Genomic DNA, 24,279 nt, shown 5'->3' on the forward strand with positions numbered 1-24,279 from the left:
GCCGCCACGGAGCGTGAGGGCATGACACACGACGTGCGGACCCCGCCCTCGCGCGCGAGGGCGGGGTCCGCACGGATCCCGTGGGGGGTGCCGTTGAGCCGGGGTGCCGGGCGTCGGGCGGTCAGCCGATCCGGCTGCCCGTCGCCGACAGTGCCTCGGTGACCGGCTGGAAGAACGTCTCGCCGCCGGAGGTGCAGTCGCCGCTGCCGCCGGAGGTCAGGCCGAGCGCGGTGTCGCCGTCGAACAGCGAGCCGCCACTGTCACCGGGCTCGGCGCACACGTCGGTCCGGATGAGGCCGCTGACCGTGCCCTCGGAGTAGTTCACGGTGGCGTTCAGGCCGGTGACCGTTCCGGTGTGCACGTGGGTCGTCGAGCCGCTGCGGGTCACCTTCTCGCCGACGGTCGCCTCGCCCGCCTTGGTGATCGCCTGCGTCGAGCCGTTGTAGAGGTCGACCGCGCTCGGGTGGTCGACGTTCGCGGTGTACTTGACCAGGCCGAAGTCGTTGCCCGGGAAGCTGGACTGCTCGTTGCTGCCGATCACGGCGCCGCTGGAGCCGGACCAGGTGGAGATCGCCTGGGTGCAGTGGCCGGCCGTGAGGAAGTACGGCTGCCCGCCCTTGACCACGTTGAAGCCGAGCGAGCAGCGGCCGCCCGAGCCGGTGATGGCGTCGCCGCTGGCGACGAAGGGCTTGAACCGGCCCTTCGAGCGCTTGAGTTCGGCCTTGGCGCCGAGTCCGTCGACGACCTTGGCGAGCTTGGCCCACCCGGCCCTGGAGACGGTCGTGTCGGCGGTGACGACGACCTTGTCGCTGACGGGGTCGGTCGCCCACGAGGTGCCGGGGATGGTCGCGTCCTCCTTCAGCGTGGTACGGGCGCCGTCCAGTTCGGCGAGGGAGTTCTCGACGACTCTGGCCTTGGCTCCCGCCTGCTGGACCGTCCTGGCGGCGGCCTCGTCGAGCACGTTGACCACGAGGCTTCGGGCCTGCGCGTCGTAGTACGTGCCCGCGGCGTCGGTGCCGAGGTCCTGCAGCAGGGTCGAGGCGAGCTTTCCGGCCGCCGGGGCGGACAGGGTGCGGGCCGCGGGGGTCTTCGCGGCCTCACTGGCGTTCGCACTCTGGAAGGTGAGTCCCGCGGCGACGAGCGCGGCGATGCCCGCGCCTGCCACGGCCACACGGCGCCTGGGTATGCGTCGGTGCTTCAACTGACGTCCTCCTGTGGGGGGTCGGCCCGGGAGATTGTGGGGACCTCGCAGACCGGAAGGCGGTTGAACGGCGCCCACTATTCCGAGGCCCACAGGGAGCACACAAGGTCGAGTTCTGGACGCACGTACGTCAACCGGCGTACGCCCCCTATGCCTTGACCGTCCGGGATCATCGCGCCCGCGTTCGCACCGCAAACACTACGCGCGAGTAACATTCGGCTCTCCGTGAGGTCTAGTCCTGTCTTGATTCCGACCCCTCGGAACCCGGACCGACGCGCGGTTCCGACACCGGTGACGGCGTGGGCAGTTGCGGCTGCGCCCGCTCCAGGAACCGCAGCAGCTCGACCGGGAACGGCAGCACGAGCGTGGAGTTCTTCTCGGCGGCGACCGCCACCACGGTCTGCAGCAGCCGCAGTTGCAGGGCCGCCGGCGTGTCCGCCATCTGCTGGGCGGCCTCCGCCAGCTTCCTGGATGCCTGGAGCTCGGCGTCCGCGTTGATGATGCGGGCGCGCCGCTCCCGGTCGGCCTCGGCCTGCCGGGCCATGGACCGCTTCATGGTCTCGGGCAGCGACACGTCCTTGATCTCCACCCGGTCGATGGTGACCCCCCACTCCACCGCCGGACTGTCGATCATCAACTCCAGCCCCTGGTTGAGCTTTTCGCGGTTGGACAGCAGATCGTCCAGCTCGCTCTTGCCGATGATCGAGCGCAGCGAGGTCTGCGCCATCTGCGAGACCGCGAACCGGTAGTCCTCCACCCGGACCACCGCCTCGGCCGGCGCGGTCACCTTGAAGTAGACGACGGCGTCCACGCGCACCGTGACGTTGTCCCGCGTGATGCCCTCCTGCGCCGGCACGGGCATCGTCACGATCTGCATGTTGACCTTGCGCAGCCGGTCCACGAACGGAACGATCATGGTCAACCCCGGCCCGCGCACCTGGGGGTGCAGCTTGCCGAGCCGGAACACCACGCCCCGCTCGTACTGCTTGACGACCCGGGCCGCCGCCATCACGTACACCGCCCCGGCGGACGCGAGCGCCACTCCCGCCGCCACCAGTTCCTCGACCATCACGGCCCCCACAATCCGACGCGGGCGCATCAGGGTGTCCCTCGACGGTAGCCCCGTCCCCGTACAAGGGGGAGCCCCCGCACGCCGGTTGCGCACGGGGGCCACCTGCCGCCGGCTGCGTTCACCGGCCGTGCGCACGGCCGGGTGCGAGGGGGAGGCGTCAGTAGACGTGGACCCCGTAGGCGCTCAGCGCCTCGGTGACCGGCTGGAAGAAGGTCGTGCCGCCGGAGGTGCAGTCGCCGCTGCCGCCGGAGGTCAGACCGTACGCGGTGGTGCCGCCGTAGAGCGGGCCGCCGGAGTCGCCGGGCTCGGCACAGACCGTGGTCTGGATGAGGCCGTAGACGATGTCGCCGCCACCGTAGTTGACCGTGGCGTTGAGCGCGGTGACGCGGCCGCTGTGCGTTCCGGTCGTGGAGCCGCGACGGTAGACGGTGGTGCCGACCGACGGGGTGGCCGCGCTGGTGATGTCCTGGCTGCCCACGGCACCCGGCTTGCTCACCGAGCTGTTGGTGTAGCGCACGATGCCGTAGTCGTTGCCGGGGAAGGAGGAGCCGGCGGTGGTGCCGAGCGTGGTCGAGTGCGACGAGTTCGACCACCAGGTGCCCGCGCCGTCGGTGCAGTGACCGGCGGTCAGGAAGTAGTAGTTGCCGCTGGAGTCCTGGACGTTGAAGCCCAGCGAGCAGCGCCAGCTACTCGCATAGATGGCGTCGCCGCCGGAGATCAGCTTGTTGAACCTGCCCGGCGTGTGCCTGATGGTCAGGGCGGCGGAGTTGGCCCCCGCCTGCTGCTTGATCCTGGCGATCCCGGCCTGGGAGACCGTGCTGTCGACGGTGACGACGACCCGGTTGGTCCTGCCGTCGACCGCCCAGGCGGTACCCGGGATGTCGGCCTTGAGCACCGAGTCGCTCGCCTTGGCGAGCTGGGCGGCGCTGAAGGTTCCGGCGTCGGACGCGTTCGCGCTGGGGACGGCGAACGAGGCGGCGGCCACGAGTCCGGAGGCGACGGCGATCAGCCGGGTCCGTCTCGTAATGCCACTGCGGGGAGTGGTGCGCTTGATCCTCACTTTTCGTTCCTCCACAAAGGAAGTCGGGGGCCCGCGTGGGGTCGGGGTCCGTGAGGCGCAGCCGGGGGTATGACGTCCGGATGTCGAATACGTCGTGTCCCTGACAAGCGCTGTGGGGGAGTATTCGGCCGAATGGCCGGTCGGCGCAAGGGTGCCTTTCGGCCGTGCGACTGTGTGCGATTCGAGTGAACTGTGTGCGATCGAGGTGGATTGACGCCCGGTCAGCGACGGGAACCAGCCTCAGCGCAGAGTGCACTCCCCCGCCGGTATCGCACGGTCCGGGGTGTCCCCCGGCGGCGGGCAGGGACGGATGAGGTGACCGGCGGACGCGCACGGCGGCAGCACGGCCCGGGTGAAGTCGGCGGTGACACACCCCTCGGCGTCCGGCGCCTCGGGACGCACGAACCGGAAGCGGAAGCCGCCGTCCGCGCCGGCGGCGTCGGCGAACACCGCCCACAGCGCGCCGCCCTGCGGCTGAGCCGCCTTCAGTGGCCCGTCCGCCCCGGCAGCGCCGAGCACGGCCGCGTCGCCGCCGGCCGCCCAGGTCCCGGGGATGTCCGGAACTAAACCGTCCGGATAGTCCTCGAGCCCGTACGTGCCGGCGGCCGCGAGCGGGCCGCAGGGCGCCGGCACCGTATCCGTGCGGTGCTCGTGCCACTGCTCCCACTGGCCGGATGCGTCCGTCATGTGATCAACCCTTCCATGCCCGGCCGGCCGGCCAAACCGGCGTGCGAGCGCGAAGTGGCGCCCGCGTACCGCGTGCGGAACGCGCCCCGGTCCTGGGGCAGCGGCACCACGCGGCCCGCGAAGTCGTCCCGCCCGTCCGCAGTGATGTGCGCGAGGCGGACGAAGCCGCCGGCCACGTCCCGGCGCAGCAACTCCTAGCAGTCGCAGCAGGAGCAGCACTCACAGCACTCGCAGCACTGGCAGACCTCGCAGCACGAACCGTCGCAGTCGCAGTCGCAGTCGCTGCACCAGCCCTCGCGCCTCTTCCGGGACCAGGGCCCCTCGAACTCCTCGGCACAGCAAACCTTGCAGGTGCAGCACAGCCCGATGGCCGCCGCGCAGCCGGCCCAGAGGCCGCGTGTGCCGTGCGGCTTCTGCGGGGCGTAGGGCCCCTGCGGCGGGCCGAAGGAGCCCTCGGGGGTGACGACGGACGTGTCCCCGGAGGTGTCCCCGGTGCCCTCGTGCGCGTGCCCACACGATTCGGTGCCGAAGGCGCGGTCGACGGAGCGCCCGAGTTCGTGGGCGAGCAGCAGGTGCGCGAGGCGGCCGTCCTCGAACTCCACTTCCCGCAGGGCGAGCCGGATGCCGTGCACCGCGTCGTCGGCGAGCCGGCGGGCCTCGGTGAGCGAGGTGCCGGTGGCGGTGAGCGGGTTCCAGGCGCCGGACGCGGCGTCGGCCTCGCGGTCCTCCACCGCGTCCAGGAGGTGGGCGAGCCGGCCGAAGAGGCGCCCGGCCTCGGCGAGCGGTTCGGCGTTGGCCGGCCGTCCGGCGAGTACAGCGGTGTGCGCGAAGGCCGCTGCGGTGGCGGTCTCGGTGGGCTCGGTGACGGTCAGGACCGGCGTCCCTGGCCCGGCGAGCGCCTCGACGCCGGCCTGCCGGTCGACCGCGTCGACGAGCACGGCGGTGTCGAAGCCGACATCGGCTCCGGTACGGGCGCCCGCACGCCCCCAACTGTCGGCGACCCGGCGGGCGGCGAGCGCCACCGGCCGTCGGGCCAGCACCCCGTCGCCGTCGGCGACGTGGTCGCGCACCTTGGCCGAGGCGAGCACCAGGGAGACGGCGGCCGCGAGCCGGGCGCCCTCGCCCTGGGCGACGGACGCGGTGCGCATGCCGCGCAAGGGACAGGGGCCGGCCGTGCGCCGCCATCCGCCGGCCGTGCCCACGCGCTCGGCCTGAGCCTCCGTCAGGACCGATACGAGAAGGCCGTCATAGTTCGTCACGACACGCGCGAACTGTCCGTGGTCACCGCGCAGTGCCAGGCACAGCCCGCACAAGTGGGCCATCCACTGGGTCTTGAGGCTCTCCCCCAGACGGTGCCGACAGGGCCTGACGATTCCGAACATGAAGATCCCCCGTGACGCGTACGACGTTGAGCCGACGCATCGTATCGACCACTTCGTTCACCCGTACGCACCGTCCGTCACCCATGTGCCGCGGACAATCATATTTCACTCACAGTCAGCAGCCGTGTAGACCAGGACCCTTGGGGCACACGGGCTCTCGACGGATCGCCTGTGCACCAGTACCGTCACAAACCCCCCGTGCGGCGTCTATTCACTTGGCGCGCTGTCAGCATCATGGATGACCATAGGGATGCGGAAAGCAGAAAGACCGCTGTGAGAGGAGGCGTCCATGGGATCGGTACGCAAGGCGAGTGCGTGGCTCGGCCTCGTCGACGACAACGATGACGAGCGCTACTACGACGACGACTACTCCGAGGGCACCGAGTCCGGGGACGCCTGGGTCACCGACCCCCGGGTCAAGGTGGCCACGGACACGGCCGAGGAGAAGGGCCGCCGGATCGGCACGGTGACGCCGGACAGCTTCCGGGACGCGCGTGCGATCGGCGAGCTGTTCCGCGAGGGCGTGCCCGTCATCGTGAACCTGACGGCCATGGAGTCGGCCGACGCCAAGCGCGTGGTGGACTTCGCCGCCGGGCTCGTCTTCGGGTTGCGCGGCTCCATCGACCGGGTGTCCACCCGGGTGTTCCTGCTGTCCCCCGCCGACACGGAGATCGTGGCCGGGGACCCGGGGGCGCACCGGTCGGACGGGTTCTTCAACCAGAGCTGAGGCAGGGCCGTACGCCGGCCCTGCCCCGCCCGGGGCTCACCGGAAGGCGTCGAGACCGGTGAGCGCCTTGCCCAGCACGAGCTGGTGCATCTCCACGGTGCCCTCGTAGGTGAGCACCGACTCGAGGTTGGTCGCGTGCCGCATCACGGGATACTCGAGGGAGATCCCGTTGGCGCCGAGAATCGTCCGCGCCGTGCGGCAGATCTCGATCGCCTCTCGTACGTTGTTGAGCTTGCCGAAGCTGACCTGCTCGGGACGCAGGCGGCCGGCGTCCATGCGCCGCCCCAGGTGGTGGGCGAGCAGAATTCCCTTGTGCAGTTCGACCGCCATGTCGGCGAGCTTGGCCTGGGTGAGCTGGAAGCCGCCGATGGGCCTGCCGAACTGTTCGCGTGACTTCGCGTAGTCGACGGCGGCCTCGAAACAGGAGCGGGCCGCGCCCATGGCGCCCCAGACGATGCCGTAGCGGGCGTGGGACAGACAGCTGAGCGGTCCGCGCAGCCCGCTGACCTCCGGCAGCACGGCGTCGGCGGGCAGCCGTACGTCGTCGAGCACGAGCTCGCTGGTGACCGAGGCCCGCAGCGACCACTTGTGCTTGATCTCGGGGGCGGAGAACCCGGGGGTGCCGGTGGGCACGACGAAGCCGCGGATGCCGTCCTCCGTCTGCGCCCACACCACGGCGACCCCGGCCACCGAGCCGTTGGTGATCCACATCTTGCGGCCGTTGAGGACCCAGTCGGTGCCGTCGCGCTTGGCGTGGGTGCGCATGGAGGCGGGGTCGGAGCCGTGGTCGGGCTCGGTGAGGCCGAAGCAGCCGATCACCTCGCCGGCGGCCATCCGGGGCAGCCATGCCTGCTTCTGCTCCTCGCTGCCGAAGCGGTGGATGGCGTACATCGCGAGGGAGCCCTGCACGGAGACCAGGGACCGGATGCCGGAGTCGGCGGCCTCCAGCTCCAGGCAGGCGAGCCCGTACTGGACGGCGGTGGCGCCGGCGCACCCGTATCCGCTGAGCGACATCCCGAGCGCGCCGATGCCGCCGAGTTCGCGGGCCAGCTCCCGGATGGCGGGCAGTTCACCGCTCTCGTACCACCCGGCGACGTGCGGCAGGACGCGGTCGGCGGCCCAGTTCCGCACGGTGTCGCGGATGGCCAGGTCCTCCGGGTCCAGCAGATCGTCGATCCCGAGGGGGTCGGCGGGGTCGAACGGGGGCAACGACGCCGGCATGGGCACCTCCGACTAGGGAAAACTAGCACCGCTAGTTACGCACTCTGGCCCGACGGTACGACGCGGCGTCGCCCACGTCCAGCGTGCTCCCCCACTCGCGCACCACTCGTGACGGCCGCCGGAGGCATGAGAGGCCCGCCTCGCGACGACGAGCGGTCACGCGGAGACGCGGGGCCGTTCGGCCTCCCGCTGCACGGGCAGCTCCACCGGCGCCCCCTCCTCCTCGCACTGCATCACCCTCGGCAACCGCAGTGCCATCACCGCCCCGAGCAGCAACAACCCCGCGCTCACCAGCAACGTCACATGCAGCCCGTGCACAAAGGAGTCCCGAGCCGCGCGTCGCAGGGCGTCGCCCGCCGCCCCGCCCAGCCGTGCGGCGACCCCGTACGCCTCGCCCAGCGAGTGCGAAGCCGGTCCCGAGGCCGACGCCGGCACCCCCGGCACATCCGTGAGCCCGGGCGCGTACGCCGCGTTCATCACCGTCCCGAGCAGGGCGATGCCCATCCCCGCCCCCAGCTGGTACGACGTCTCGCCGATCGCCGCGGCCCCGCCCGCCTGCGCGGGCGGCGCCTCGCTCAGCATCGACTCGTACGCCCCGAACAGCGTGGTCTCCAGGCCGAAGCCCAGCAGCACGAAGCCGAACAGCAGCAGCCCGGCGTTGTCCTCGCCGCCCATCGCCGTCAGCTCCACCACGGCGGCGGCGGTCACGCAGAAGCCGACGCAGACCATCCGCCGCGGCCCGAACCGCCGCAGCATCCGCGCTCCCAGCAGTCCGGCCGCCATCGCGGCGAACGTCAGCGGCAGCAGCCGCAGGCCGGTCTGCAGCGGGGACAGCCCGAGCACCAGCTGCAGGTACTGCGCCGCGATCAGCTCCAGGCCGACCAGCGCCAGCATCGCCAGCACGATGCAGCCCACCGAGGTACTGAACGCCGGCCGCGCGAACATCCCGAGGTCCACCAGCGGATGCTTCCGCCTCCGCTGCCGCCGTACGAACGCCACCAGCAGCGCCGCGCCCACCACCAGCGGCCCCAGCGTCAGCGCGTTCAGCGCCGGCCCCCCGCCGCCGAGCCGCTTCACACCCAGTACCGCGCCGAACAGGCCGGCCGCGGCCATCAGCGCGCCGACCACGTCCCACGGCCCGTCCCCGTCGCCGGTCGACTCGGGCAGCAGCAGCCGGCCCACCGGCAGGCTGACCAGCATCAGCGGGATGTTGACGAGGAAGACCGAGCCCCACCAGAAGTGCTCGAGCAGGAAGCCGCCGAGCAGCGGCCCGACCGCCGCGCCGACCGCCGCGACCGCACTCCAGAGGCCGATCGCCAGCGCCCGTTCGCGCCGGTCGGGGAAGACCTGCCGCAGGATCGACAAGGTGGCCGGCATGATCATGGCGCCGCCGACGCCGAGCAGCCCGCGGGCGAAGATCAGCATCTGGGGGTTCTGTGCGAAGGCCGCCAGGGCGGAGGCGACGCCGAAGAGGGCGTAGCCGAGCAGCAGGATCCGTCTGCGGCCCACCCGGTCGCCCAGCGTGCCGAAGAGGATCAGCAACGAGGCGCAGACGAGGGGATAGGTGTCGACGATCCAGAGCAGTTCGATGGCGCCGGGCCGGAGGTCCGCGGTGACGGCCGGGACCGCCACGTGCAGGACGGTGGCGTCCACCGCGACCAGCAGCAGGCTGACGCAGAGCACGACCAGGACGACCCAGCGATTGGCACCGGCCCCGGCCGCCCGACGGCGCAGCTGGGCAGCCGCCGTGGTCGTCCCGGACATGTACGTACCTCCCAGATGAACCCTCGCGTTCGGCGGGCCGGCGGGGTGGGGACTCCCCGCGGCTCGGCCGGAGAGGAGCGGTGGTCCCCGGCCCGCGCATCGAAGTGCGAGTGACACGTCAGCGTACGCGAGAGCGCTCCGGTGACGCGTGGCCCAGCTCTCAGACTTCGCGGGGAATCAATGTGGCGTACACCACTCTCTCCCTCGGCATCACGCCCCGCCGGTACGTCCGGTTCCGGGCGCCGTCGATAATCGAGCCCGTGACCGATCTTGCAACGCGCGTGGCGGCGGCCCGCCCCGGGACCCTGCGCCGGGCCGCCCCGGCGCTCCTCGGGTACGCGGCCGTCCGCTCCCTGGGCCTGGTGACCCTGGCCGTCTGGAGCGCCGCGCACGGCAAGAGCGCGTACACCCTGCTGACCGCCCGCTGGGACGCGCTCTGGTACACGCGGGTCGCGGAACTCGGCTACGGCTACGAGGTGCGCCTGCCGAACGGGGACGTGCACTCCAACCTGGCCTTCTTCCCTCTGCTGCCCTGGCTGGAGCGGCTGCTCGCCGCGGTGACCCCGCTGTCGTGCGCCGACGCCGGGTTCGCCGTCTCCCTACTGGCCTCGCTCGCCGCGGCCTGGGGGATCTTCGCGGTCGCGGACCATGTGTACGGCCGGGACGACGGGCGGGCCGGGGTCTGGGCGGTGCTGCTGTGGGCGGTGCTGCCGGTCGGGGTCGTGCAGTCGATGGCGTACAGCGAGTCGCTGTTCACGGCACTCGCCGCATGGTCGCTGTACGCCGTGCTGACCGGCCGCTGGGTGACCGCGGGCGCCCTGGCCCTGTTCGCGGGGCTGACCCGGCCGGTGGGGCTCGCCGTGGTCGCGGCGGTGTGGGCGGCGGCCGTCGCCTCCTTCGTGCGATCCCGGAGCGCACCGGCGGCGGACGGCGCACTACAGGCGGCACACGCCCCGGCGTTCACCGCGCACGCCCCTGCCCGCCGCCTGCTCGGGATGCTGCTCGCCCCGCTCGGCGCGGCCGGCTATGTGCTGTGGGTCGGCCACCGCACCGGCAGGGGCCCACTCGGCTATCTCGATGTCCAGGCGGGCTGGCGCAACGGCTTCGACGGCGGCTACGCCTTCGCCCGGTTCGTCGCCGGAAAGTTCACGTCCTGCCCGTCGGCCCTGGCCGGGCTCGGGCTGATCATCGGCGTCGCCCTGGTGATCTGGCTGTACGTCGTCTGCGTACGCCAGGGGCAGCCGCTCGCGCTGCTGGTGTACTCGGGTGCGGTCACCGCGCTCGCCCTGTGCGCGTCGAGCTACTTCGGTTCGAAGCCGCGGCTGCTGCTGCCCGCCTTCCCGCTGCTGCTGCCGCTCGCCCTGGCCCTGGCCCGGCTGCGCACCTCCCGGCCGGCGCTGGTGGTGGGCGGCGTCGCGGTCGCGTCGGCGATCTACGGAGCGTTCTGGCTGAACGGCTCCGGTCCCCCGTGATCCGCTCCGCACATCCGATGAGCACACGGGTAATTCCATCCGAGCGTTCGGTTAACCCATTCATAAGCGCCATATAAGCAACTGCCGGAATGATCAAAAGAAATGCGGGACAGGGCCACCGCGGATTGCGGAATCCGTGGAAATAAAGCCCGGTTGAGAGCAATCCCACATCACATCGTCATCACAAACCCCGTGATTCGCCCGGGAACTGAGCTCACTCGCTGTAACGTCGATTAGGTGCGTACCGAAGGAACCCTCACCCGCCTGGACCGGGTGTTCGCCAGGCTGGACCGTGAGCCGCAACGGCCGGCGCACATCAACATGCCGAGAATGAGCAGGCACCGGGTGGTGCTGTTCTCGGCGACCCTGGCCTTCTACCTGGCGATCGTCTGGGCCGTGGTGACCACCTCCTGGCTGGTCCGGCTGGACTGGCAGGTCATGTTCTTCCGGCCGTACCAGCAGTGGCCGCAGATCCACGCGTTCCTCGACTACTACGTGGTGCTGGGCCAGCGCGGCCCCACCGCCGTGATGGTCTCCGCCTGGCTGGGCTGGCGCTCCTGGCGGCAGCACACGCTGCGCCCCCTGCTCACCCTCGCCGCGTCACTGCTGCTGCTGAACATCACGGTCGGCGCCGCGAAGCTCGGCATGGGGCGCCTCGGACCGCACTACGCGACCGTCATCGGCTCCAACGAGATGGGCCTGGGCGGCGATATATTCCCCAGCGGCCACACCGCCAACGCCGTGGTGACCTGGGGCATCCTGGCGTATCTGGCCTCCACTCCGAGAGCGCGCCGCTGGCTGTCCGCGGTGTCGGCGGTCACATCGCTCGGCGTCGGCCTCACCACCGTCTACCTGGGTACGCACTGGCTCAGCGACGTGCTGCTCGGCTGGGCCGCCGGGCTGCTGATCCTGCTGGCGCTGCCCTGGTTCGAGCCGCTGATCGCCCGGTCCGAGGCCGGTCTCTTCGACCTGCGCGACCGCCGGCGCGCCCGCCGCGGCCGCCGGGCACCGGTGCCCGCGCCGGTCGTCCCCGTCGGCGTCCCCGTGGTGCTCAAGCCGCGTACCCCCGTCCCTGACGAGGCGCCGGCCACCCGCGAGACGGTCGGCGCGAGCCGCTCGGCCCGCACGCCGGCCTACCTCGCCCCCGGTCCGCACACGACCCGCTCGGAGCGCACCCCCCTCACTCCGACCGGCAGCCGCCGGCCCCCGCACGCCGACCGCGTCCCGCGCGGCACGGCCCCGGCGGCCCGCCCCCTGGCGGGCAGTTGACCTTCCGGCGGGCACCGGCGGTCACCGGCGGGCAGTCACCGCTTCCGCGACGAGTCGCTCAGCCCTTCCAGGCGCGGGCCACTTGCCCGTTCTCGACCTCGAAGTTCAGCCGCCCGGCCCGGTACTCCATGGTGATGATCGTGCCGGGCGGCAGTGACCGCACCGTGGTCCAGCCGCGTTCGCGCGCGAGCCGCTCGGCCCGCTCGGCCTCGAGGCCGACATAACCGTCCGGGTTGTCCTGGGGCTCCGCCGGCGGAGTGGGAATCGATGCCATACCGCCACGCTAGGCCCTGCCCCATGAGCGGGGAAGCCCGCGCCGAGCGGTCACGCCTCTCCCACCTTCCCCTCCTGTCACGCTTCTGTCACAGGATGCCAACGCCGTGATGGAGCGCACTCCGTCACGCTCGCGGGTGGGTGCGGCCCTCTTCCGCGGGATTCGAACGCAATTCCCGCGCCTGGGAGCGGCGCCCGGAAAACCCCGGCGGAAAGCATCCGGCTAACCGGGCAGAGGCCGCTCCGGCAGGCCGTTGCATTCCGATTCCGCGGGTGATCGCCGAAGCCTGCGCGCATGGGTATTTCACGGTTCGGGCACCGAGCACCCGCGTCGTCTCCCGCCGCCGCGGCGGCTGCGGGCCGGCGTGGCGAGCCGGTGGACGGCGGCTGTCCGCGCTCCGCGCGCGGATCACGGCTCGTACGGCAGTTGCGGCACCTCGAAGCAGGTGCTGTTCATGTCCCCTTGCGACACCCAGCCCCTGCCGTCCTGCCAGCGGGCGACCGACAGACATGTGCGGCGGGTCCTCGGCGGCTCGGCCGACCTCTCGAAGGAGACGGGGAGCAGCAGTCCGTCGGCGTTGTAGTTCTCGCTGCGGTTCATGTAGTCGTCGACGCACGCGCGCGTGATGCCCTGCCGTGCGCAGGACCGGGCCGCGTCCGTGAACCACATGGCGGCCGCCCAGCCCTCCAGCTGCCACTGGGAGTGCGTCTTCAGTCCCTTCGTGGCGTCCCGGAACTCCCGTACGGCCTTGTGCCCGGTGTCCTCGTAGTTGCGGCCGGCCCCGGTCGCCCACAGCGCGTTGCGGCAGTTCGGGGAGTCCTTGTAGTCCTCGGGGACCGTGGACGTCCAGTTCTGCACATTGGTCACCTTGGCGGTGATCCTGGCGCCGACCGCGTCCATCGCCCGGCACAGCTGTGCGTTGCCGTGGGTGTCGAGGGCGTCGAAGACCAGGTCGGCGCCCTGCTGGCGCAGATCGGCCGCCGCCGCGCGGAAGTTGGGCAGCGCGAAGTCGACCTGTTCCGTGACCACCTTGTACCCCTCGGCCCTCAGGCCGTGTTCGACGAGCCGCGCGTAGGCGGCGGAGGCTGCCTGGTTGTACGACACCACCGCGGCGGTACGGGCGCCCTGCTCGCGTTTGAAGTAGCGGTAGACCTCGGTGCCGCCGTACAGCGTGCCGCCCCAGCCGGGCGTGCCCTCGCGCGGCGCGAGGCTGCCGTAGATGCCGTACAGGTGGGGCCAGGTGTCGTAGGCGGCCCCGATGGGCTGGCCGCCGATGTCGGGCACGCGCGCGTGGGACACGCGCGGGGCGCCCGCGTAGTCGAGGGCGGTGGTGGCGACCAGGGCGACCACCTTGTCCTCGTCGATCAGCCGGTGCACGCAATCGTTGTTGCCGATGCCGCTGCCGCCGTCGTCGCACAGGTGCACCTCGACCGGGTGGCCGTCGATGCCCCCGCGCGCGTCGAGACGGCCGAAGAACGCCGTGGCGCCGTCGCGGGGCCCGGTGAAGGTGTTGCCGCCGACCGGGCTGGTGGCGCTCGTGATGATGCCGACCGGGACGGGCGCGGTGCCGCCAGGCGCGGGTGCGGGCGACCGGGCGCCGTGCTCGAAGTCGCGCTCCGGCAACCGGCTGCCGCAGGCCGTGCCCGCGAGGAGCAGCAGCACCGCGGCGGCGGTCTCAGCAGCCCGGCAGCGCCGACGCCGAGGCATTGCCGCTCAACTGGACCAGGGCGCACAGAGTCCGGTCGGACACCTTCCAGGTGCCGTTCTGTTCGACCGCCGTCCCCCGGGCGTCGGGCAGCGCGGTCGCGCCCTTCAGGGTCAGGGTGTACGTCACGTTCGCGGCCGTCGGCGAGGTGAACTCGGTCTTCGTCACCGTGGCCTGCACCTGGCCGCCGCGCCGGTCACCGCCGAAGGCCCGCAGCACCAGCGCCATTCGGTCGCCGTTCTCCAGGACGGCCTGCTTGTCCTTCGTGGACGTGGCCGGGTCGAAGAACCTCCGCCAGTTCTCCCTGATCTGCGCCGTGGCCGCCGCCGGGTCGGCGGGGGCGGTCGCGGCCGGACTCGGCGCCGCGGTCGTGGTGTTCTCCACGGAAGGGGTGGGCGGTGCGCCGTCACTGCCGCCGCCGCTGTCGTCGCCGCAGCCCCCGAGGGCCACGGCGAGGAGGAGGACCAGCGCGGCCGCAGGTGCCGCACGGGGCCCAACCGCCGCCGGACCGCCTCCCCTTCCCGCGTCGTCCCGCCTGAGGTCGCTCCCGAGAACCATCTGGCTCACCACCGGGTGTTCGGTCGTCCGGGCCCTGTGTGCCCGGAGCTTTCAGGGTCGGCTTCCAGAAGGCATAGTGCAAGCAATCGGCTGAGGGAGCCAGCGATGCGGACATCCCGACTGCGGACCGTGCACCCAGTCCTCTGGGCCGGCTGGGCCGCGCTCGCCGCGGGCGCGGTGCTGTGCGTGATCGGCTGGTACGGCGTCTCGGGCGAGCGGTACACCGGACGTCAACTGCCCTACCTGGCCTCCTGCACGGTCCCCGGCGCCGCGCTGATCGTCACCGGGGCCGTGCTGCTCACGCATGGACGGCAGGCGCTCGCGGCCTCGCGCGTGGAGGAGTTGTACGGCCTGCTGGTGGCTGCCGCGCCCGAGGACACCGACGCCTCGGCGGAGGCCCTGACCGCGCCCCTGGCGGTCAGCGGGAAGCTGGCGACGGTTCCGGGCGGCACGCTGTACCACCGCGCCGACTGCCCGCTGGTCGCCGGCAAGGCGGAGGCGGTGCCCGTGGACGCCAGGCTCCTCGCGGGCGGCGAACTGCACCCGTGCCCGATCTGCGAGCCCGGTGCCGGGGACGACTGACCATGTCCTCGCTGACGTACGACCTGACCCTGGCCGGACTGTCCGTCGGCAGCGCTGCCGCGCTCAGCGGGATCGGCCTGATCGTGACGTACCGCGCGACCGGCGTGCTCAACTTCGCGCACGGCGCGGTCGCGATGGTGTGCGCCTATGCGCTGCGGCAGTGCGTGGTCGGCTGGGGCTGGCCGCTGTGGCTGGGTGCCGTGGTCACGCTGGTGGTCCTGGCACCCGGGATCGGTGTGCTGCTGGAACGCTTGGTCTTCCGGCCGGCCGCGGTCCTGGGCGGCGACCCGGCGCAGACGCTGGTCGCGTCCATCGGGGTGTTCGTGCTGCTGGTGGGTGGGGCGGCGCTGGTGTGGGGGCAGGGGGCGCGGGACGACGCACCCGATGTGGTGCGGGCCGATCCGTGGGGGCAGTTGGCGGTGGCGCTGGTGCTGGCGGCGGGGGTCGGGGTGGTCGTCCGCCACACGCGCTTCGGCCGTGAGCTGCGGGCCGTCGTCGACGACCGGCGGCTGGCCGTGCTCGGCGGGATCGACGCGGACCGGGTGGCGGCGGCCGGCTGGGCGTTCGGATCGTTCACGGCGGGTCTGACGGGGGTGCTGCTCGCGCCGTACGTCCGGCTGGACCCGTTCGGGCTGCCGCTGCTGGTCATGGAGGTGGTGGCGGTCGCGGTGGCCGCGCGGATGCGCAGCCTGCCGGTCGCGGTGCTCGTGGCGCTCGGCACCGGGATCGCCCAGAGCCAGCTGACGCGGCTGCACCCGCCGGGCTGGGGCGGGCCGTTGCTGCAGGCGGTCGGCGCCAACCTGTTCGTGGTCGCGCTGCTGGTCGCGGCCCTGGTGCTGCCCGGCGTGGGCACCCGGGACGCGCTGCCGGTCCCGGCGGCCGCGCGGATGCCGGCGCCGTACGGCGCCCGGGTCGTGGCCGTGGTGCTGTTCCTGCTGCCGCTGGGCTTCGCCGGCTCGGACCTGCACACCTCCGTCCAGGTGCCGGCGCTGGGCGTGGTGCTGCTGTCCCTGGTGGTGGTCACCGGCCGGGGCGGCCAGATCTCGCTGGGGCAGGCGGCGTACGCCGGGCTGGGCGCGCTGTTCACGGCGCTGCTCGCGGCGGGCCGCTTCCCCGGTCTGCCGCGCCTGCCCGAACTCGCCGCGCTCGCCGTGGCCGTGGTCATGGTCGCCCCGCTGGGCGTGCTGACCGGCTGGCCCGCGATCAGCCGCCGGGGCCTGGCACTCGCGCTGGCGACGTTCGCGGTGGGGGTCGGGGTGAGCCGGTTCGTCTTCGCGCAGCCGTACGCCACGGCCGGGCCGGGGCCGGGCCGTCCGGCGGGCTTCGACGGGGACCGGGCGTACTACGTCCTGGAACTGGCCCTGCTGGCGCTCGCCCTGTTCGCCACCCGCGCGCTGCGTCGGGGCCGCACGGGCCGGGCACTGGCCGCGATGCGCGACGACGAGGGCGGCGCCTCGGCGGCGGGCGTCCGGGTGCCCGCCCTGAAACTGCTGGCGTTCGTCTGCGGCGCCGCCCTGGCCGCGCTCGGCGGGGGCATGCTCGGCATGGGCGTGCGGGCCTTCGACCCCACCGCCTTCGACCCCGTGCGCAGCCTGCTGTGGTTCGCCGCGGTGGTCGTCCTCGGCGCCGACAGCACCCTTGGTGCCCTCGCCGCCGCCGCGTTGCTGGTGGGCCTCGACGCGGGTACCCGGGGCGGTGTGGCGGCCGCGCTGATCGGAGTGCTGGCGGCACTGTCCGGCCGCTTCCCCGGCGGCCCCCACGAGGCCCTGCGGGGCGCGGCGTCCCGTCTGCGGCCACGCCGCCGAACGGGTCTGACGCCGCTGGGGACACGGGTACGGCAGACGCTGCGGCCGGCTCCGGCGAGGGCGGCGGCCGCGATGCCCGTAACGGCACGGCGGTACCGGGTGGGGGAGACCGCGCACACGGAGGCGGCCCGCGCCGTGGGGAGCGGCGGGGGCACTGCGGGTGCGGGTCCAGGTGCGGGCCCGCGTGCAGGTGCGGGTGCGGGCCCGGGTCCGCACGCGCACGGCGCCGCACCGCTCGCCCCGGCCGCACCGCTCGCCCCGGCCAAACCGCTCCCGGCCAAACCGCTCCTGGCCGCCCGCGCCCTGCACGCCCGTTACGACGGCTTCACCGCCCTCGACGGGGTCGATCTCGATGTCCCGGCCGGGCGGGTCACCGCCGTGGTGGGGCCCAACGGGGCCGGCAAGAGCACCCTGTTCCACTGTCTCGCCGGGACTCTGCGGCCCGCTCGGGGCCGCGTGGTCCTCGGGGGACGTGACGTCACACGGCTCCCGGCGCACGCGCGGACCCGGCTGGGAATCGCGCGGACCTTCCAGCAGCCGGCCGTCTTCCCCACGTTGTCGGTGGCCGACAACGTCCGCGTGGGCGCCGAGCAGGGGCGGATCACCGATCCGGAGGCCGTCGAGCGGGCGCTGCGGCTGCTCGGCCTCGACGGGCCCGTGCGCGCACTGCCCGCCGCCGGTCTGCCCACCGGCACCCTGCGCCGGGTCGAGCTGGCCCGCGCCCTCGCGGGCGGCCCGCGCGTGCTGCTGCTCGACGAGCCGGCCGCCGGCCTGGACACCGCCGAGGTCACCGCGCTGACACGCGTGCTGGGGGCACTCGCCGCCGAGGGCACCGCCCTGCTCGTCGTCGAGCACGACCTCGACCTGGTCGCCGGCCTCGCCGACGTCGTGCATGTGATGACCGCGGGCCGCATCGTCGCCTCGGGTCCGCCCGGGCGCGTACTCGACGGCTTCGACGGCCCCGATCGCTTCGACGGTCCCGGGGGCTTCAACGGCGTCAACGGCCTCGACGGTCCCGGCGTCCGGGCGGCCGGCTCGTGACCATCTCCCTGCGCCACGCGCGCGTGCGCTACGGCCCCCTGGAGGCCCTGCACGGCGTGACCCTCGCCGCTCCCGCCCCCGGGCTCACCGTGCTGCTCGGCCGCAACGGCTCCGGCCGTACGACGGTCCTGCGCGCGCTGGCGGGAACCGTGACCCTGTCCGGCGGTGCCGTGGTGTGGGACGGCGCCGACGTGACCCGGATGCCGGCGTACCGGCGGGCGCGGCACGGGCTGTGCCTGATACCCGAACGGCGGGCCGTGTTCGGGTCGCTCACGGTCCAGGAGAATCTCCGGCTGGTCGCGCCCGACCCCGGCCCGGCGCTCGACGCCTATCCGCAGCTTCGCCCGCTGCTCCGCCGCCGCGCCGGCACCCTCTCGGGCGGCGAGCGGCGGATGCTCGCCCTGGCCCGCGCCCTGCCGGCACGCGCGCGCGTGGTGCTCGTCGACGAGCCCACACAGGGAATGTCGCCTGCGGCGGCGGCCCGCACGTACGACCTGCTGGCCGCACTCGACGCGTGCGTGGTCCTCGCCGAGCAGCGGCTGCCGCCCGCGCTGCGCGGCCGCCCGGCGGTGGTGGTCCACGAACTGCGCCGGGGCCGGGTGGTGTTCAGCGGTGAGGCGGGCGAGTGGGCGCTCCGGGCCCAGGAGCGATGAGCGCTCCCCACGGACCGGCCCCGCCCCCACGGACCGGCCCCGCCCGGCCGGCGGACCGGGCGGGGCCTGGGTGCCCCGGGCATGAGGGGGAGCGGCTCAGAGTGCGAGGCGCTGCCCGGGCACGATCAGGTCGGGATCACCGCCGACGACGGCCTTGTTGACGGCGTAGAGCCGCTGCCAGGTGGTCCCGTGCCGGGCGGCGATGCCGCTCAGCGTGTCGCCCGCGCGGACGGTGTAGTCGCCGCGGGACGTACCGCGGTCGGTGTGGCCCGGCTCGCGCGCAGGCGCCTTCGGCGGCTGCTGCGACGGGGCTGCCTCCCCCGTGTTCTTCCGGGCCGATCCATGGGCCGGGTCCTGCGCCGACTTGTGGGTGGACTTGTACGTCGACTCGGTCGTGGCCGGACCGGAACCGGCCGAGGGCGCGCTGCCGGACGCGCCGGCCCGGGCCGAGCAGACCGGCCACGCGCCCCAGCCCTGGGCCTGCTGGACCCTGGCGGCAACGGCGATCTGCTGGGCCCTGGAGGCCTGGTCGGCCCGGGGCGCGTAGGCGCCGCCCCCGTAGGCGCGCCAGGTGCCGGCGGCGAACTGGAGCCCGCCGTAGTAGCCGTTGCCGGTGTTGATGTGCCAGTTGCCGCCGCTCTCGCACTGGGCGATGCGGTCCCACACGCCGCCGTCCGCCGCGTGGGCGTTGCCGGTCGCGGCCAGCACCCCGAGCGGGGCGAGCAGAACCGCGCCGGCGAGAGCCGCCGTCGTCCGCGTCCTGCGGGCGTTGTCGCGTGTGGAGTCGGCGCTCTTATCGGCACATTCGGACATGAAGATCCCTCTCGAACAACCCGGGGTCCCCCAAGGCGGTGCGCGCTCCCCGCGCATGGACGCGGTCGGCGCGCTCGCCCCGTCCGCCGTACGAGGTCGTGCTGGGTGCTGCTGGCTTGGTGCGGTCGGCGGACGTACCCGAGCGGTGCTCGTTGCACACGGCCGAGGAATGTAGGGAGCATGGCGAGCCGGAATCAACCAATTGCCAGTACTGGCAGGCCAGTTGGCCGTTACCGAAGGTATCGGCTTTTTTCGGCCACCCACTTCATTCGCTGATTTCCTGATTTGTCGACCAGTGACACCGGCGACCTGTGACCCACCTCACCAGGTCAAGCTCCCAGAGTCTGCGGCGAGTTGACGGTGAGTGCCGGATTCCGCACCCGACGTGACCCTGTGCGCAGGATGGTTCGATTCCGTTCGCGGGAGAGCGTGACTCCCGCCACAGATCACCCGTTGTCATCTTCATGAGCCGGGGGCCCTCCCGGTTCATGGGCCGGGAGCCACCCGGTCCCGCCACGCACCGCATCCCGAGGGAGCCACCCGTGCCGCGCATGCTCGACGTCAGCGACGCCGTACGCGCCGAGATCGGCGACGAAGAAGCCGACCGGCTGCTCGCCGGAGAGAACGCCCCGGGCAGTTACGACTGCACGTCCTGCCGCACCCCGGGCGACTCCGAGCAGGAGCGCACCAGCACCGTCCTGTTCGTCGGGGACGAGACCGCCGTCCTCGCCTTCGCCCACGCCACCTGCCTGCCCTCGCAGGTCGTCCAGGTCACCGAGGAGCAGCTGCGGGGCGCCGTCCGCTCCATCCACGCCGACCCGGGAGCCGTCGGCCAGGTGCCCGCGCAGGCGGCGCCCCCGCAGGCCGCGCCCGAGCAGGCCGTGCTCGGGGTGACCAGCGGACTGCTCCTGGTCGCAGGGGAGTTGCACCCCGCCCTGGTCGTCGAGCCGACCGCGCCCATCGCGCGCCCGGGCACGACCGGCCCCGGCGACGACTTCCTCCCGCTGCTCATCGAGCAGGGCTACCTGCCGGTGACCGAGCTGACCTCCGTGCCACCCGTGCTGCACGGCTGGTCGGTACTGCTCGCCATGGGGCAGCTGCACGCCATCCTGCAGCCCGGCGCGGTCCCCGGTCAGACGGTGGCCTGGTGGCAGGCGCATCAGCCGCTGCAGGTCACCGACGGCTGGCGGGCGGCCGCCAACAAGCACCAGCAGGTGCTCCTGTTCGCGGCGCCGGTCGGCTCCATCGGACGCCAGCCGCGGGAGGACCTGCTGCGGGACGCCCTGGACAAGGCGGCCGCGGGCGGCAAGCTGGTCGCGGCCACGCTGCCGCTGGCCGGGACCTGAGCCGCATCCCTTCCGGTTCGGGGTCGTTTGGACATACGTGCACGCATACGACGTTTCCCGCCGCCAGTCCTATCAGCCGATCCCGTCCGCGCGGTCTGCCGTGCGGCCGGCCCAGGATCCGCACGGCGGCCCCTCGGCCACGCCGATCTACGACGCGCTCTACGCCGAGTACGTCAAGTCCTACCGCGCGCTGCCGGGTGACCGGAGCGGCGAGGAGGACCTGGGCTTCGTCGCCTTCGGGAACCTCCCGCACGGTACGGGCCCGAACACCTACGGCGCCTACGGCGCGGGGGCCTACGGCACCCGGCACGGCACCGGCCAGCAGCAGGCGCAGTGGCAGCGCGTCGGGACGCTCGGACGGCAGGACACCGCGATGCACCACGTCCCGGCGGCCCTGCCGCCCGGCCCGCGCCGCGGCCTGTGAGACACCGGTTGCGGAAGGGCGGCCCCTGAGACAGGGACCGCCCTTCCGCAGCCGTTCGTCTTGCGCTGCTGCTACTTCTTCTTCGTGCCGCGCTTCTCGCGCACCCGCACCGAGATGTGGATCGGCGTCCCCTCGAAGCCGAACTCCTCGCGCAGCCGCCGCTCGATGAAACGCCGGTAGCCGGCCTCGATGAAGCCGGAGGCGAACAGGACGAACCGCGGCGGCTTGGTGCCCGCCTGGGTACCGAACAGGATGCGCGGCTGCTTGCCGCCCCGGATCGGGTGCGGGTGGGCGGCGACCAGCTCGCCGAGGAAGGCGTTGAGGCGGCCGGTCGGCACCCGGGTCTCCCAGCCGGCCAGTGCCGTCTCGATCGCCGGGACCAGCTTCTCCATGTGCCGCCCGGTGTACGCCGAGACGTTGACCCGCGGCGCCCACGCGATCTGCGCGAGGTCGGTCTCGATCTCCCGCTCCAGGTAGTAGCGGCGTTCCTCGTCGAGGGTGTCCCACTTGTTGTAGGCGACGACGAGCGCACGGCCCGCCTCGACGGCCATGGTGATGATCCGCTGGTCCTGCACCGAGACGGACTCGGAGGCGTCGATCAGCACGACGGCGACCTCCGCCTTCTCGACGGCGGCGGCGGTGCGCAGCGAGGCGTAGTAGTCGGCGCCCTGCTGGAGGTGGACGCGCTTGCGGATGCCGGCGGTGTCGACGAACTTCCAGGTCTTGCCGCCCAGGTCGATCAGCTCGTCGACCGGGTCCCGGGTGGTGCCCGCCAGCTCGTTGACGACGACGCGCTCCTCGCCGGCGACCTTGTTCAGCAGCGAGGACTTGCCGACGTTGGGACGGCCGATCAGGGCCACCCGGCGCGGGCCGCCGATGCCGCCCCCGCCGAACGTCTCGCGCGGTGCCTCGGGCAGCGCCTCCAGGACGCGGTCCAGCATGTCGCCGGTGCCGCGGCCGTGCAGGGCCGAGACCGGGTGCGGCTCGCCGAGACCGAGCGACCACAGGTAGGCGGCGTCGGCCTCGCCACTCGGGCCGTCCACCTTGTTGGCGCACAGCACCACGGGCTTGCCCGCCTTGCGGAGCAGCCGGACGACCGCCTCGTCGGTGTCGGTGGCGCCGACCTTGGCGTCGACGACGAAGACCACCGCGTCGGCGGCCTCGATCGCGTACTCGGCCTGGGCGGCCACGGAGGCGTCGATGCCGAGGACGTCCTGCTCCCAGCCGCCGGTGTCGACGACCTTGAAGCGGCGGCCGGCCCACTCGGCCTCGTAGGTGACGCGGTCGCGGGTGACGCCCGGCTTGTCCTCGACGACCGCCTCACGGCGGCCGATGATGCGGTTCACCAGAGTCGACTTGCCGACATTGGGGCGGCCGACGACGGCGAGCACGGGCAGCGGGCCGTGACCGGCCTCCTCGATGGCGCCCTCGACGTCCTCGAGGTCGAAGCCCTCTTCCGCGGCGAGCTCCATGAACTCCGCGTACTCGGCGTCGCCGAGCGCCCCGTGCTCGTACTCGTGCTCGGCCGAGCCGTCGGGCTGGATGTCGTCGTTCATGAAGTCCGTACCTCGTAGTTCATCGTGGTGGTCGGTGGAGCACCACGTGTCAGTGGTGATCCACTACTCGAGTGCCGCCCCAGGGTCTGTCCGCGGATCCTGCCGCGGACGCGGGGCACGGCCGGCACATCCGGCCCCGCTCACTTGAGCCTAACGGGCGGCGCTGCCTTTCTCCGACCCGATCCGGTGGCCGGACCCCGGGTCCTGTCGTCGCGGGGCAGGCGGGAACCCGACGGCGGGGCCTAGTGCCCGGTGAGGCGCCTGGCGTTCTCCAGGTGGGCGGTGAGCTGCTTCTGGATGCGCTCGGTCGCCTCGTCCAGGGCCTTGCGCGTGCGCCGTCCGGAGCCGTCGCCCGCTTCGAACGGGTCGCCGAAGACGACGTCGACGCGGGAGCGCAGCGGTGGCAGCCCCTTCATCAACCGTCCGCGCCGCCCGGAACTTCCCAGCACGGCCACGGGGACGACGGGCGCACCGCTGCGGACCGCGAAGTAGGCGAGCCCGGCGCGCAGGGCGGCGAAGTCGCCATCGCCACGGGTGCCCTCGGGGAAGATCCCGAGGACACCGCCCTGCTCCAGGACGCCGAGGGCGCGGGTGATCGCCGTACGGTCCGTGCTGTGGCGGTCCACCTCCACCTGGCCGATACCGGTCAGGAAGGAGCCGAGCGGGCCGATGAACGCCTCCTTCTTGATCAGGAAGTGCACCGGCCGGGGAGCCACGCCCATGACCATCGGCCCGTCGATGTTGTGGGAGTGGTTGACGGCGAGGATCGCAGGCCCGGTGGCGGGCACCTTCCAGGCGCCCAGCACCCGCGGGCGCCACAGCCCGTACATCAGCCCGACCCCGATCCGGCGGCCGACGTCGGCACCGCGCTCCGACGGAAGGCCCGCCGTACGCTCCGGCGAAAGGCTCACTTGGCGGCCCGCTTCTCCTCGACGAGAGTGACGACGCACTCGATGACCTGCGCCAGCGTGAGGTCGGTGGTGTCCACCTCGACCGCGTCGCCGGCCTTGGCCAGCGGTGAGGTCTTGCGGCTGGAGTCGGCGGCGTCCCGCTTGATCAGGGCCTCACGGGTGGCGTACACGTCCACGCCCTTGAGCTCGCCGCTGCGCCGTGCGGCGCGCGCCTCCGGGGAGGCGGTGAGGAAGATCTTCAGGTCGGCGTCGGGCAGCACGGTGGTGCCGATGTCGCGGCCCTCGACGACGATGCCGGTCTCGGCGGACGCGGCCAGCGAGCGCTGCAGCTCGGTGATCCGGGCCCGCACCTCCGGTACGGCGCTGACCGCGCTGACCTTGGAGGTGACCTCCTGGGTGCGGATCGGGCCGGCCACGTCCACGCCGTCGACGGTGATCGTCGGGTGGGCCGGGTCGGTGCCCGAGACGATCTCCGGCTTGCCGGTCACGGCGGCGATCGCGGAGGGGTCGTCCATGTCGATCCCGTTGGTCACCATCCACCAGGTGATCGCCCGGTACTGGGCGCCGGTGTCCAGGTAGTCCAGGCCGAGCTGCGCGGCGACGGCCTTCGACGTGCTCGACTTGCCCGTGCCGGAGGGGCCGTCGATGGCGACAATCACGGGCTGGGCGGTCCGGGCGGCGCCGTTTTCCACAGCGGGGCACCTTCCTGGTGAAGGGTGGTGGACGAGTGTGCGGGACGCGAGGGCGCCCCGCACA

The 24,279-nt window shown here is 72.9% G+C and carries 22 protein-coding genes; 8 read left to right on the forward strand and 14 right to left on the reverse strand.

Features of this window, described 5'->3' with window-relative positions:
• Positions 1 to 121: 121 nt before the first annotated feature.
• The 5 genes from ACH4UM_RS11685 to ACH4UM_RS11705 form a co-directional block, all read right to left on the reverse strand.
• Positions 122 to 1,201: a S1 family peptidase gene (locus ACH4UM_RS11685; protein ID WP_398176599.1), complete on the reverse strand. Its 1,080-nt coding sequence runs from the start codon at positions 1,199 to 1,201 to the stop codon at positions 122 to 124.
• Positions 1,202 to 1,433: 232 nt separating this feature from the next.
• Positions 1,434 to 2,270, reverse strand: coding sequence for a slipin family protein (locus ACH4UM_RS11690; protein ID WP_398176743.1), 837 nt, complete (start codon positions 2,268 to 2,270; stop codon positions 1,434 to 1,436).
• Positions 2,271 to 2,430: 160 nt separating this feature from the next.
• Positions 2,431 to 3,333: a S1 family peptidase gene (locus tag ACH4UM_RS11695; RefSeq protein WP_398176601.1), complete on the reverse strand. Its 903-nt coding sequence runs from the start codon at positions 3,331 to 3,333 to the stop codon at positions 2,431 to 2,433.
• Between the two features lie 240 nt (positions 3,334 to 3,573).
• A complete protein-coding gene (locus ACH4UM_RS11700; protein ID WP_398176603.1) occupies positions 3,574 to 4,020 on the reverse strand; it encodes a DUF1684 domain-containing protein in 447 nt (148 codons plus the stop codon).
• Positions 4,021 to 4,214: 194 nt separating this feature from the next.
• Complete coding sequence (locus tag ACH4UM_RS11705; RefSeq protein ID WP_398176605.1) at positions 4,215 to 5,402, reverse strand: DUF5685 family protein; 1,188 nt, start codon at positions 5,400 to 5,402, stop codon at positions 4,215 to 4,217.
• Positions 5,403 to 5,691: 289 nt separating this feature from the next.
• Here ACH4UM_RS11705 and ACH4UM_RS11710 point away from each other — a divergent pair, with 289 nt between their 5' ends.
• On the forward strand, positions 5,692 to 6,129 hold the full coding sequence (locus ACH4UM_RS11710) for a cell division protein SepF (RefSeq protein ID WP_398176607.1): 438 nt from the start codon (positions 5,692 to 5,694) through the stop codon (positions 6,127 to 6,129).
• Positions 6,130 to 6,165: 36 nt separating this feature from the next.
• On the opposite strand, the gene ACH4UM_RS11715 is transcribed toward ACH4UM_RS11710, so the two are convergent.
• Positions 6,166 to 7,350: an acyl-CoA dehydrogenase family protein gene (locus ACH4UM_RS11715; RefSeq protein ID WP_398176609.1), complete on the reverse strand. Its 1,185-nt coding sequence runs from the start codon at positions 7,348 to 7,350 to the stop codon at positions 6,166 to 6,168.
• 156 nt (positions 7,351 to 7,506) lie between these two features.
• Complete coding sequence (locus ACH4UM_RS11720) at positions 7,507 to 9,114, reverse strand: MFS transporter (RefSeq protein ID WP_398176611.1); 1,608 nt, start codon at positions 9,112 to 9,114, stop codon at positions 7,507 to 7,509.
• Positions 9,115 to 9,374: 260 nt separating this feature from the next.
• On the opposite strand from ACH4UM_RS11720, the gene ACH4UM_RS11725 reads away from it, so the two are divergent.
• The gene (locus tag ACH4UM_RS11725; protein WP_398176613.1) at positions 9,375 to 10,586 is read left to right on the forward strand and encodes a mannosyltransferase family protein; all 1,212 of its coding nucleotides are present in this window, start codon (positions 9,375 to 9,377) and stop codon (positions 10,584 to 10,586) included.
• Between the two features lie 237 nt (positions 10,587 to 10,823).
• Complete coding sequence (locus ACH4UM_RS11730; protein WP_398176615.1) at positions 10,824 to 11,855, forward strand: phosphatase PAP2 family protein; 1,032 nt, start codon at positions 10,824 to 10,826, stop codon at positions 11,853 to 11,855.
• Positions 11,856 to 11,913: 58 nt separating this feature from the next.
• Here ACH4UM_RS11730 and ACH4UM_RS11735 read toward each other — a convergent pair whose 3' ends face one another.
• From ACH4UM_RS11735 to ACH4UM_RS11745, 3 genes are all read right to left on the reverse strand, one after another.
• Positions 11,914 to 12,129, reverse strand: a complete 216-nt coding sequence (locus ACH4UM_RS11735; RefSeq protein WP_398176617.1) for an I78 family peptidase inhibitor — start codon at positions 12,127 to 12,129, stop codon at positions 11,914 to 11,916.
• A 408-nt stretch (positions 12,130 to 12,537) separates the two neighbouring features.
• The gene (locus ACH4UM_RS11740) at positions 12,538 to 13,836 is read right to left on the reverse strand and encodes an ABC transporter substrate-binding protein (protein WP_398176619.1); all 1,299 of its coding nucleotides are present in this window, start codon (positions 13,834 to 13,836) and stop codon (positions 12,538 to 12,540) included.
• Positions 13,805 to 14,392 carry a hypothetical protein gene (locus ACH4UM_RS11745; RefSeq protein WP_398176621.1) on the reverse strand — a complete coding sequence of 196 codons (588 nt, stop codon included), beginning with the start codon at positions 14,390 to 14,392 and terminating at the stop codon, positions 13,805 to 13,807. Before ACH4UM_RS11745 ends, ACH4UM_RS11740 begins: the two co-directional genes overlap by 32 nt.
• Before the next feature lie 105 nt (positions 14,393 to 14,497).
• Here ACH4UM_RS11745 and ACH4UM_RS11750 point away from each other — a divergent pair, with 105 nt between their 5' ends.
• From ACH4UM_RS11750 to ACH4UM_RS11760, 3 genes are read left to right on the forward strand one after another with little or no spacing between them, the layout of a single operon-like run.
• Positions 14,498 to 14,974 (forward strand): hypothetical protein, encoded by a 477-nt coding sequence (locus ACH4UM_RS11750; RefSeq protein WP_398176623.1) that lies wholly within the window; start codon positions 14,498 to 14,500, stop codon positions 14,972 to 14,974.
• 2 nt (positions 14,975 to 14,976) lie between these two features.
• Complete coding sequence (locus ACH4UM_RS11755; RefSeq protein WP_398176625.1) at positions 14,977 to 17,820, forward strand: ATP-binding cassette domain-containing protein; 2,844 nt, start codon at positions 14,977 to 14,979, stop codon at positions 17,818 to 17,820.
• On the forward strand, positions 17,817 to 18,473 hold the full coding sequence (locus ACH4UM_RS11760; RefSeq protein ID WP_398176627.1) for an ATP-binding cassette domain-containing protein: 657 nt from the start codon (positions 17,817 to 17,819) through the stop codon (positions 18,471 to 18,473). The genes ACH4UM_RS11755 and ACH4UM_RS11760 overlap by 4 nt, the downstream gene beginning before the upstream one ends.
• Positions 18,474 to 18,569: 96 nt before the next feature.
• Here ACH4UM_RS11760 and ACH4UM_RS11765 read toward each other — a convergent pair whose 3' ends face one another.
• Positions 18,570 to 19,286 carry a transglycosylase family protein gene (locus ACH4UM_RS11765; protein ID WP_398176629.1) on the reverse strand — a complete coding sequence of 239 codons (717 nt, stop codon included), beginning with the start codon at positions 19,284 to 19,286 and terminating at the stop codon, positions 18,570 to 18,572.
• 542 nt (positions 19,287 to 19,828) lie between these two features.
• Here ACH4UM_RS11765 and ACH4UM_RS11770 point away from each other — a divergent pair.
• Positions 19,829 to 20,632 (forward strand): hypothetical protein, encoded by an 804-nt coding sequence (locus tag ACH4UM_RS11770; protein WP_398176631.1) that lies wholly within the window; start codon positions 19,829 to 19,831, stop codon positions 20,630 to 20,632.
• 37 nt (positions 20,633 to 20,669) lie between these two features.
• Positions 20,670 to 21,056: a hypothetical protein gene (locus ACH4UM_RS11775; RefSeq protein WP_398176633.1), complete on the forward strand. Its 387-nt coding sequence runs from the start codon at positions 20,670 to 20,672 to the stop codon at positions 21,054 to 21,056.
• A 71-nt stretch (positions 21,057 to 21,127) separates the two neighbouring features.
• On the opposite strand, the gene der is transcribed toward ACH4UM_RS11775, so the two are convergent.
• The 3 genes from der to cmk form a co-directional block, all read right to left on the reverse strand.
• Positions 21,128 to 22,612, reverse strand: a complete 1,485-nt coding sequence (gene der / locus ACH4UM_RS11780; RefSeq protein WP_398176635.1) for a ribosome biogenesis GTPase Der — start codon at positions 22,610 to 22,612, stop codon at positions 21,128 to 21,130.
• Between the two features lie 242 nt (positions 22,613 to 22,854).
• A complete protein-coding gene (locus ACH4UM_RS11785; protein WP_398176637.1) occupies positions 22,855 to 23,562 on the reverse strand; it encodes a lysophospholipid acyltransferase family protein in 708 nt (235 codons plus the stop codon).
• Positions 23,520 to 24,215 carry a (d)CMP kinase gene (gene cmk, locus ACH4UM_RS11790; RefSeq protein WP_398176639.1) on the reverse strand — a complete coding sequence of 232 codons (696 nt, stop codon included), beginning with the start codon at positions 24,213 to 24,215 and terminating at the stop codon, positions 23,520 to 23,522. The genes ACH4UM_RS11785 and cmk overlap by 43 nt, the downstream gene beginning before the upstream one ends.
• Positions 24,216 to 24,279: the final 64 nt, after the last annotated feature.

It is taken from the genome of Streptomyces sp. NPDC020801, from assembly GCF_044334385.1.
Lineage (GTDB): Bacteria > Actinomycetota > Actinomycetes > Streptomycetales > Streptomycetaceae > Streptomyces.

Excerpts from the sequence above, each read along its gene's own strand:
- ACH4UM_RS11690 (WP_398176743.1), bottom strand. The coding sequence starts at position 2,270 with ATGGTCGAGGAACTGGTGGCGGCGGGAGTGGCGCTCGCGTCCGCCGGG.
- ACH4UM_RS11700 (WP_398176603.1), bottom strand. The coding sequence starts at position 4,020 with ATGACGGACGCATCCGGCCAGTGGGAGCAGTGGCACGAGCACCGCACG.
- ACH4UM_RS11705 (WP_398176605.1), bottom strand. The coding sequence starts at position 5,402 with ATGTTCGGAATCGTCAGGCCCTGTCGGCACCGTCTGGGGGAGAGCCTC.
- ACH4UM_RS11710 (WP_398176607.1), top strand. The coding sequence starts at position 5,692 with ATGGGATCGGTACGCAAGGCGAGTGCGTGGCTCGGCCTCGTCGACGAC.
- ACH4UM_RS11715 (WP_398176609.1), bottom strand. The coding sequence starts at position 7,350 with ATGCCGGCGTCGTTGCCCCCGTTCGACCCCGCCGACCCCCTCGGGATC.
- ACH4UM_RS11720 (WP_398176611.1), bottom strand. The coding sequence starts at position 9,114 with ATGTCCGGGACGACCACGGCGGCTGCCCAGCTGCGCCGTCGGGCGGCC.
- ACH4UM_RS11735 (WP_398176617.1), bottom strand. The coding sequence starts at position 12,129 with ATGGCATCGATTCCCACTCCGCCGGCGGAGCCCCAGGACAACCCGGAC.
- ACH4UM_RS11740 (WP_398176619.1), bottom strand. The coding sequence starts at position 13,836 with ATGCCTCGGCGTCGGCGCTGCCGGGCTGCTGAGACCGCCGCCGCGGTG.
- ACH4UM_RS11745 (WP_398176621.1), bottom strand. The coding sequence starts at position 14,392 with ATGGTTCTCGGGAGCGACCTCAGGCGGGACGACGCGGGAAGGGGAGGC.
- ACH4UM_RS11750 (WP_398176623.1), top strand. The coding sequence starts at position 14,498 with ATGCGGACATCCCGACTGCGGACCGTGCACCCAGTCCTCTGGGCCGGC.
- ACH4UM_RS11755 (WP_398176625.1), top strand. The coding sequence starts at position 14,977 with ATGTCCTCGCTGACGTACGACCTGACCCTGGCCGGACTGTCCGTCGGC.
- ACH4UM_RS11765 (WP_398176629.1), bottom strand. The coding sequence starts at position 19,286 with ATGTCCGAATGTGCCGATAAGAGCGCCGACTCCACACGCGACAACGCC.
- der (WP_398176635.1), bottom strand. The coding sequence starts at position 22,612 with ATGAACGACGACATCCAGCCCGACGGCTCGGCCGAGCACGAGTACGAG.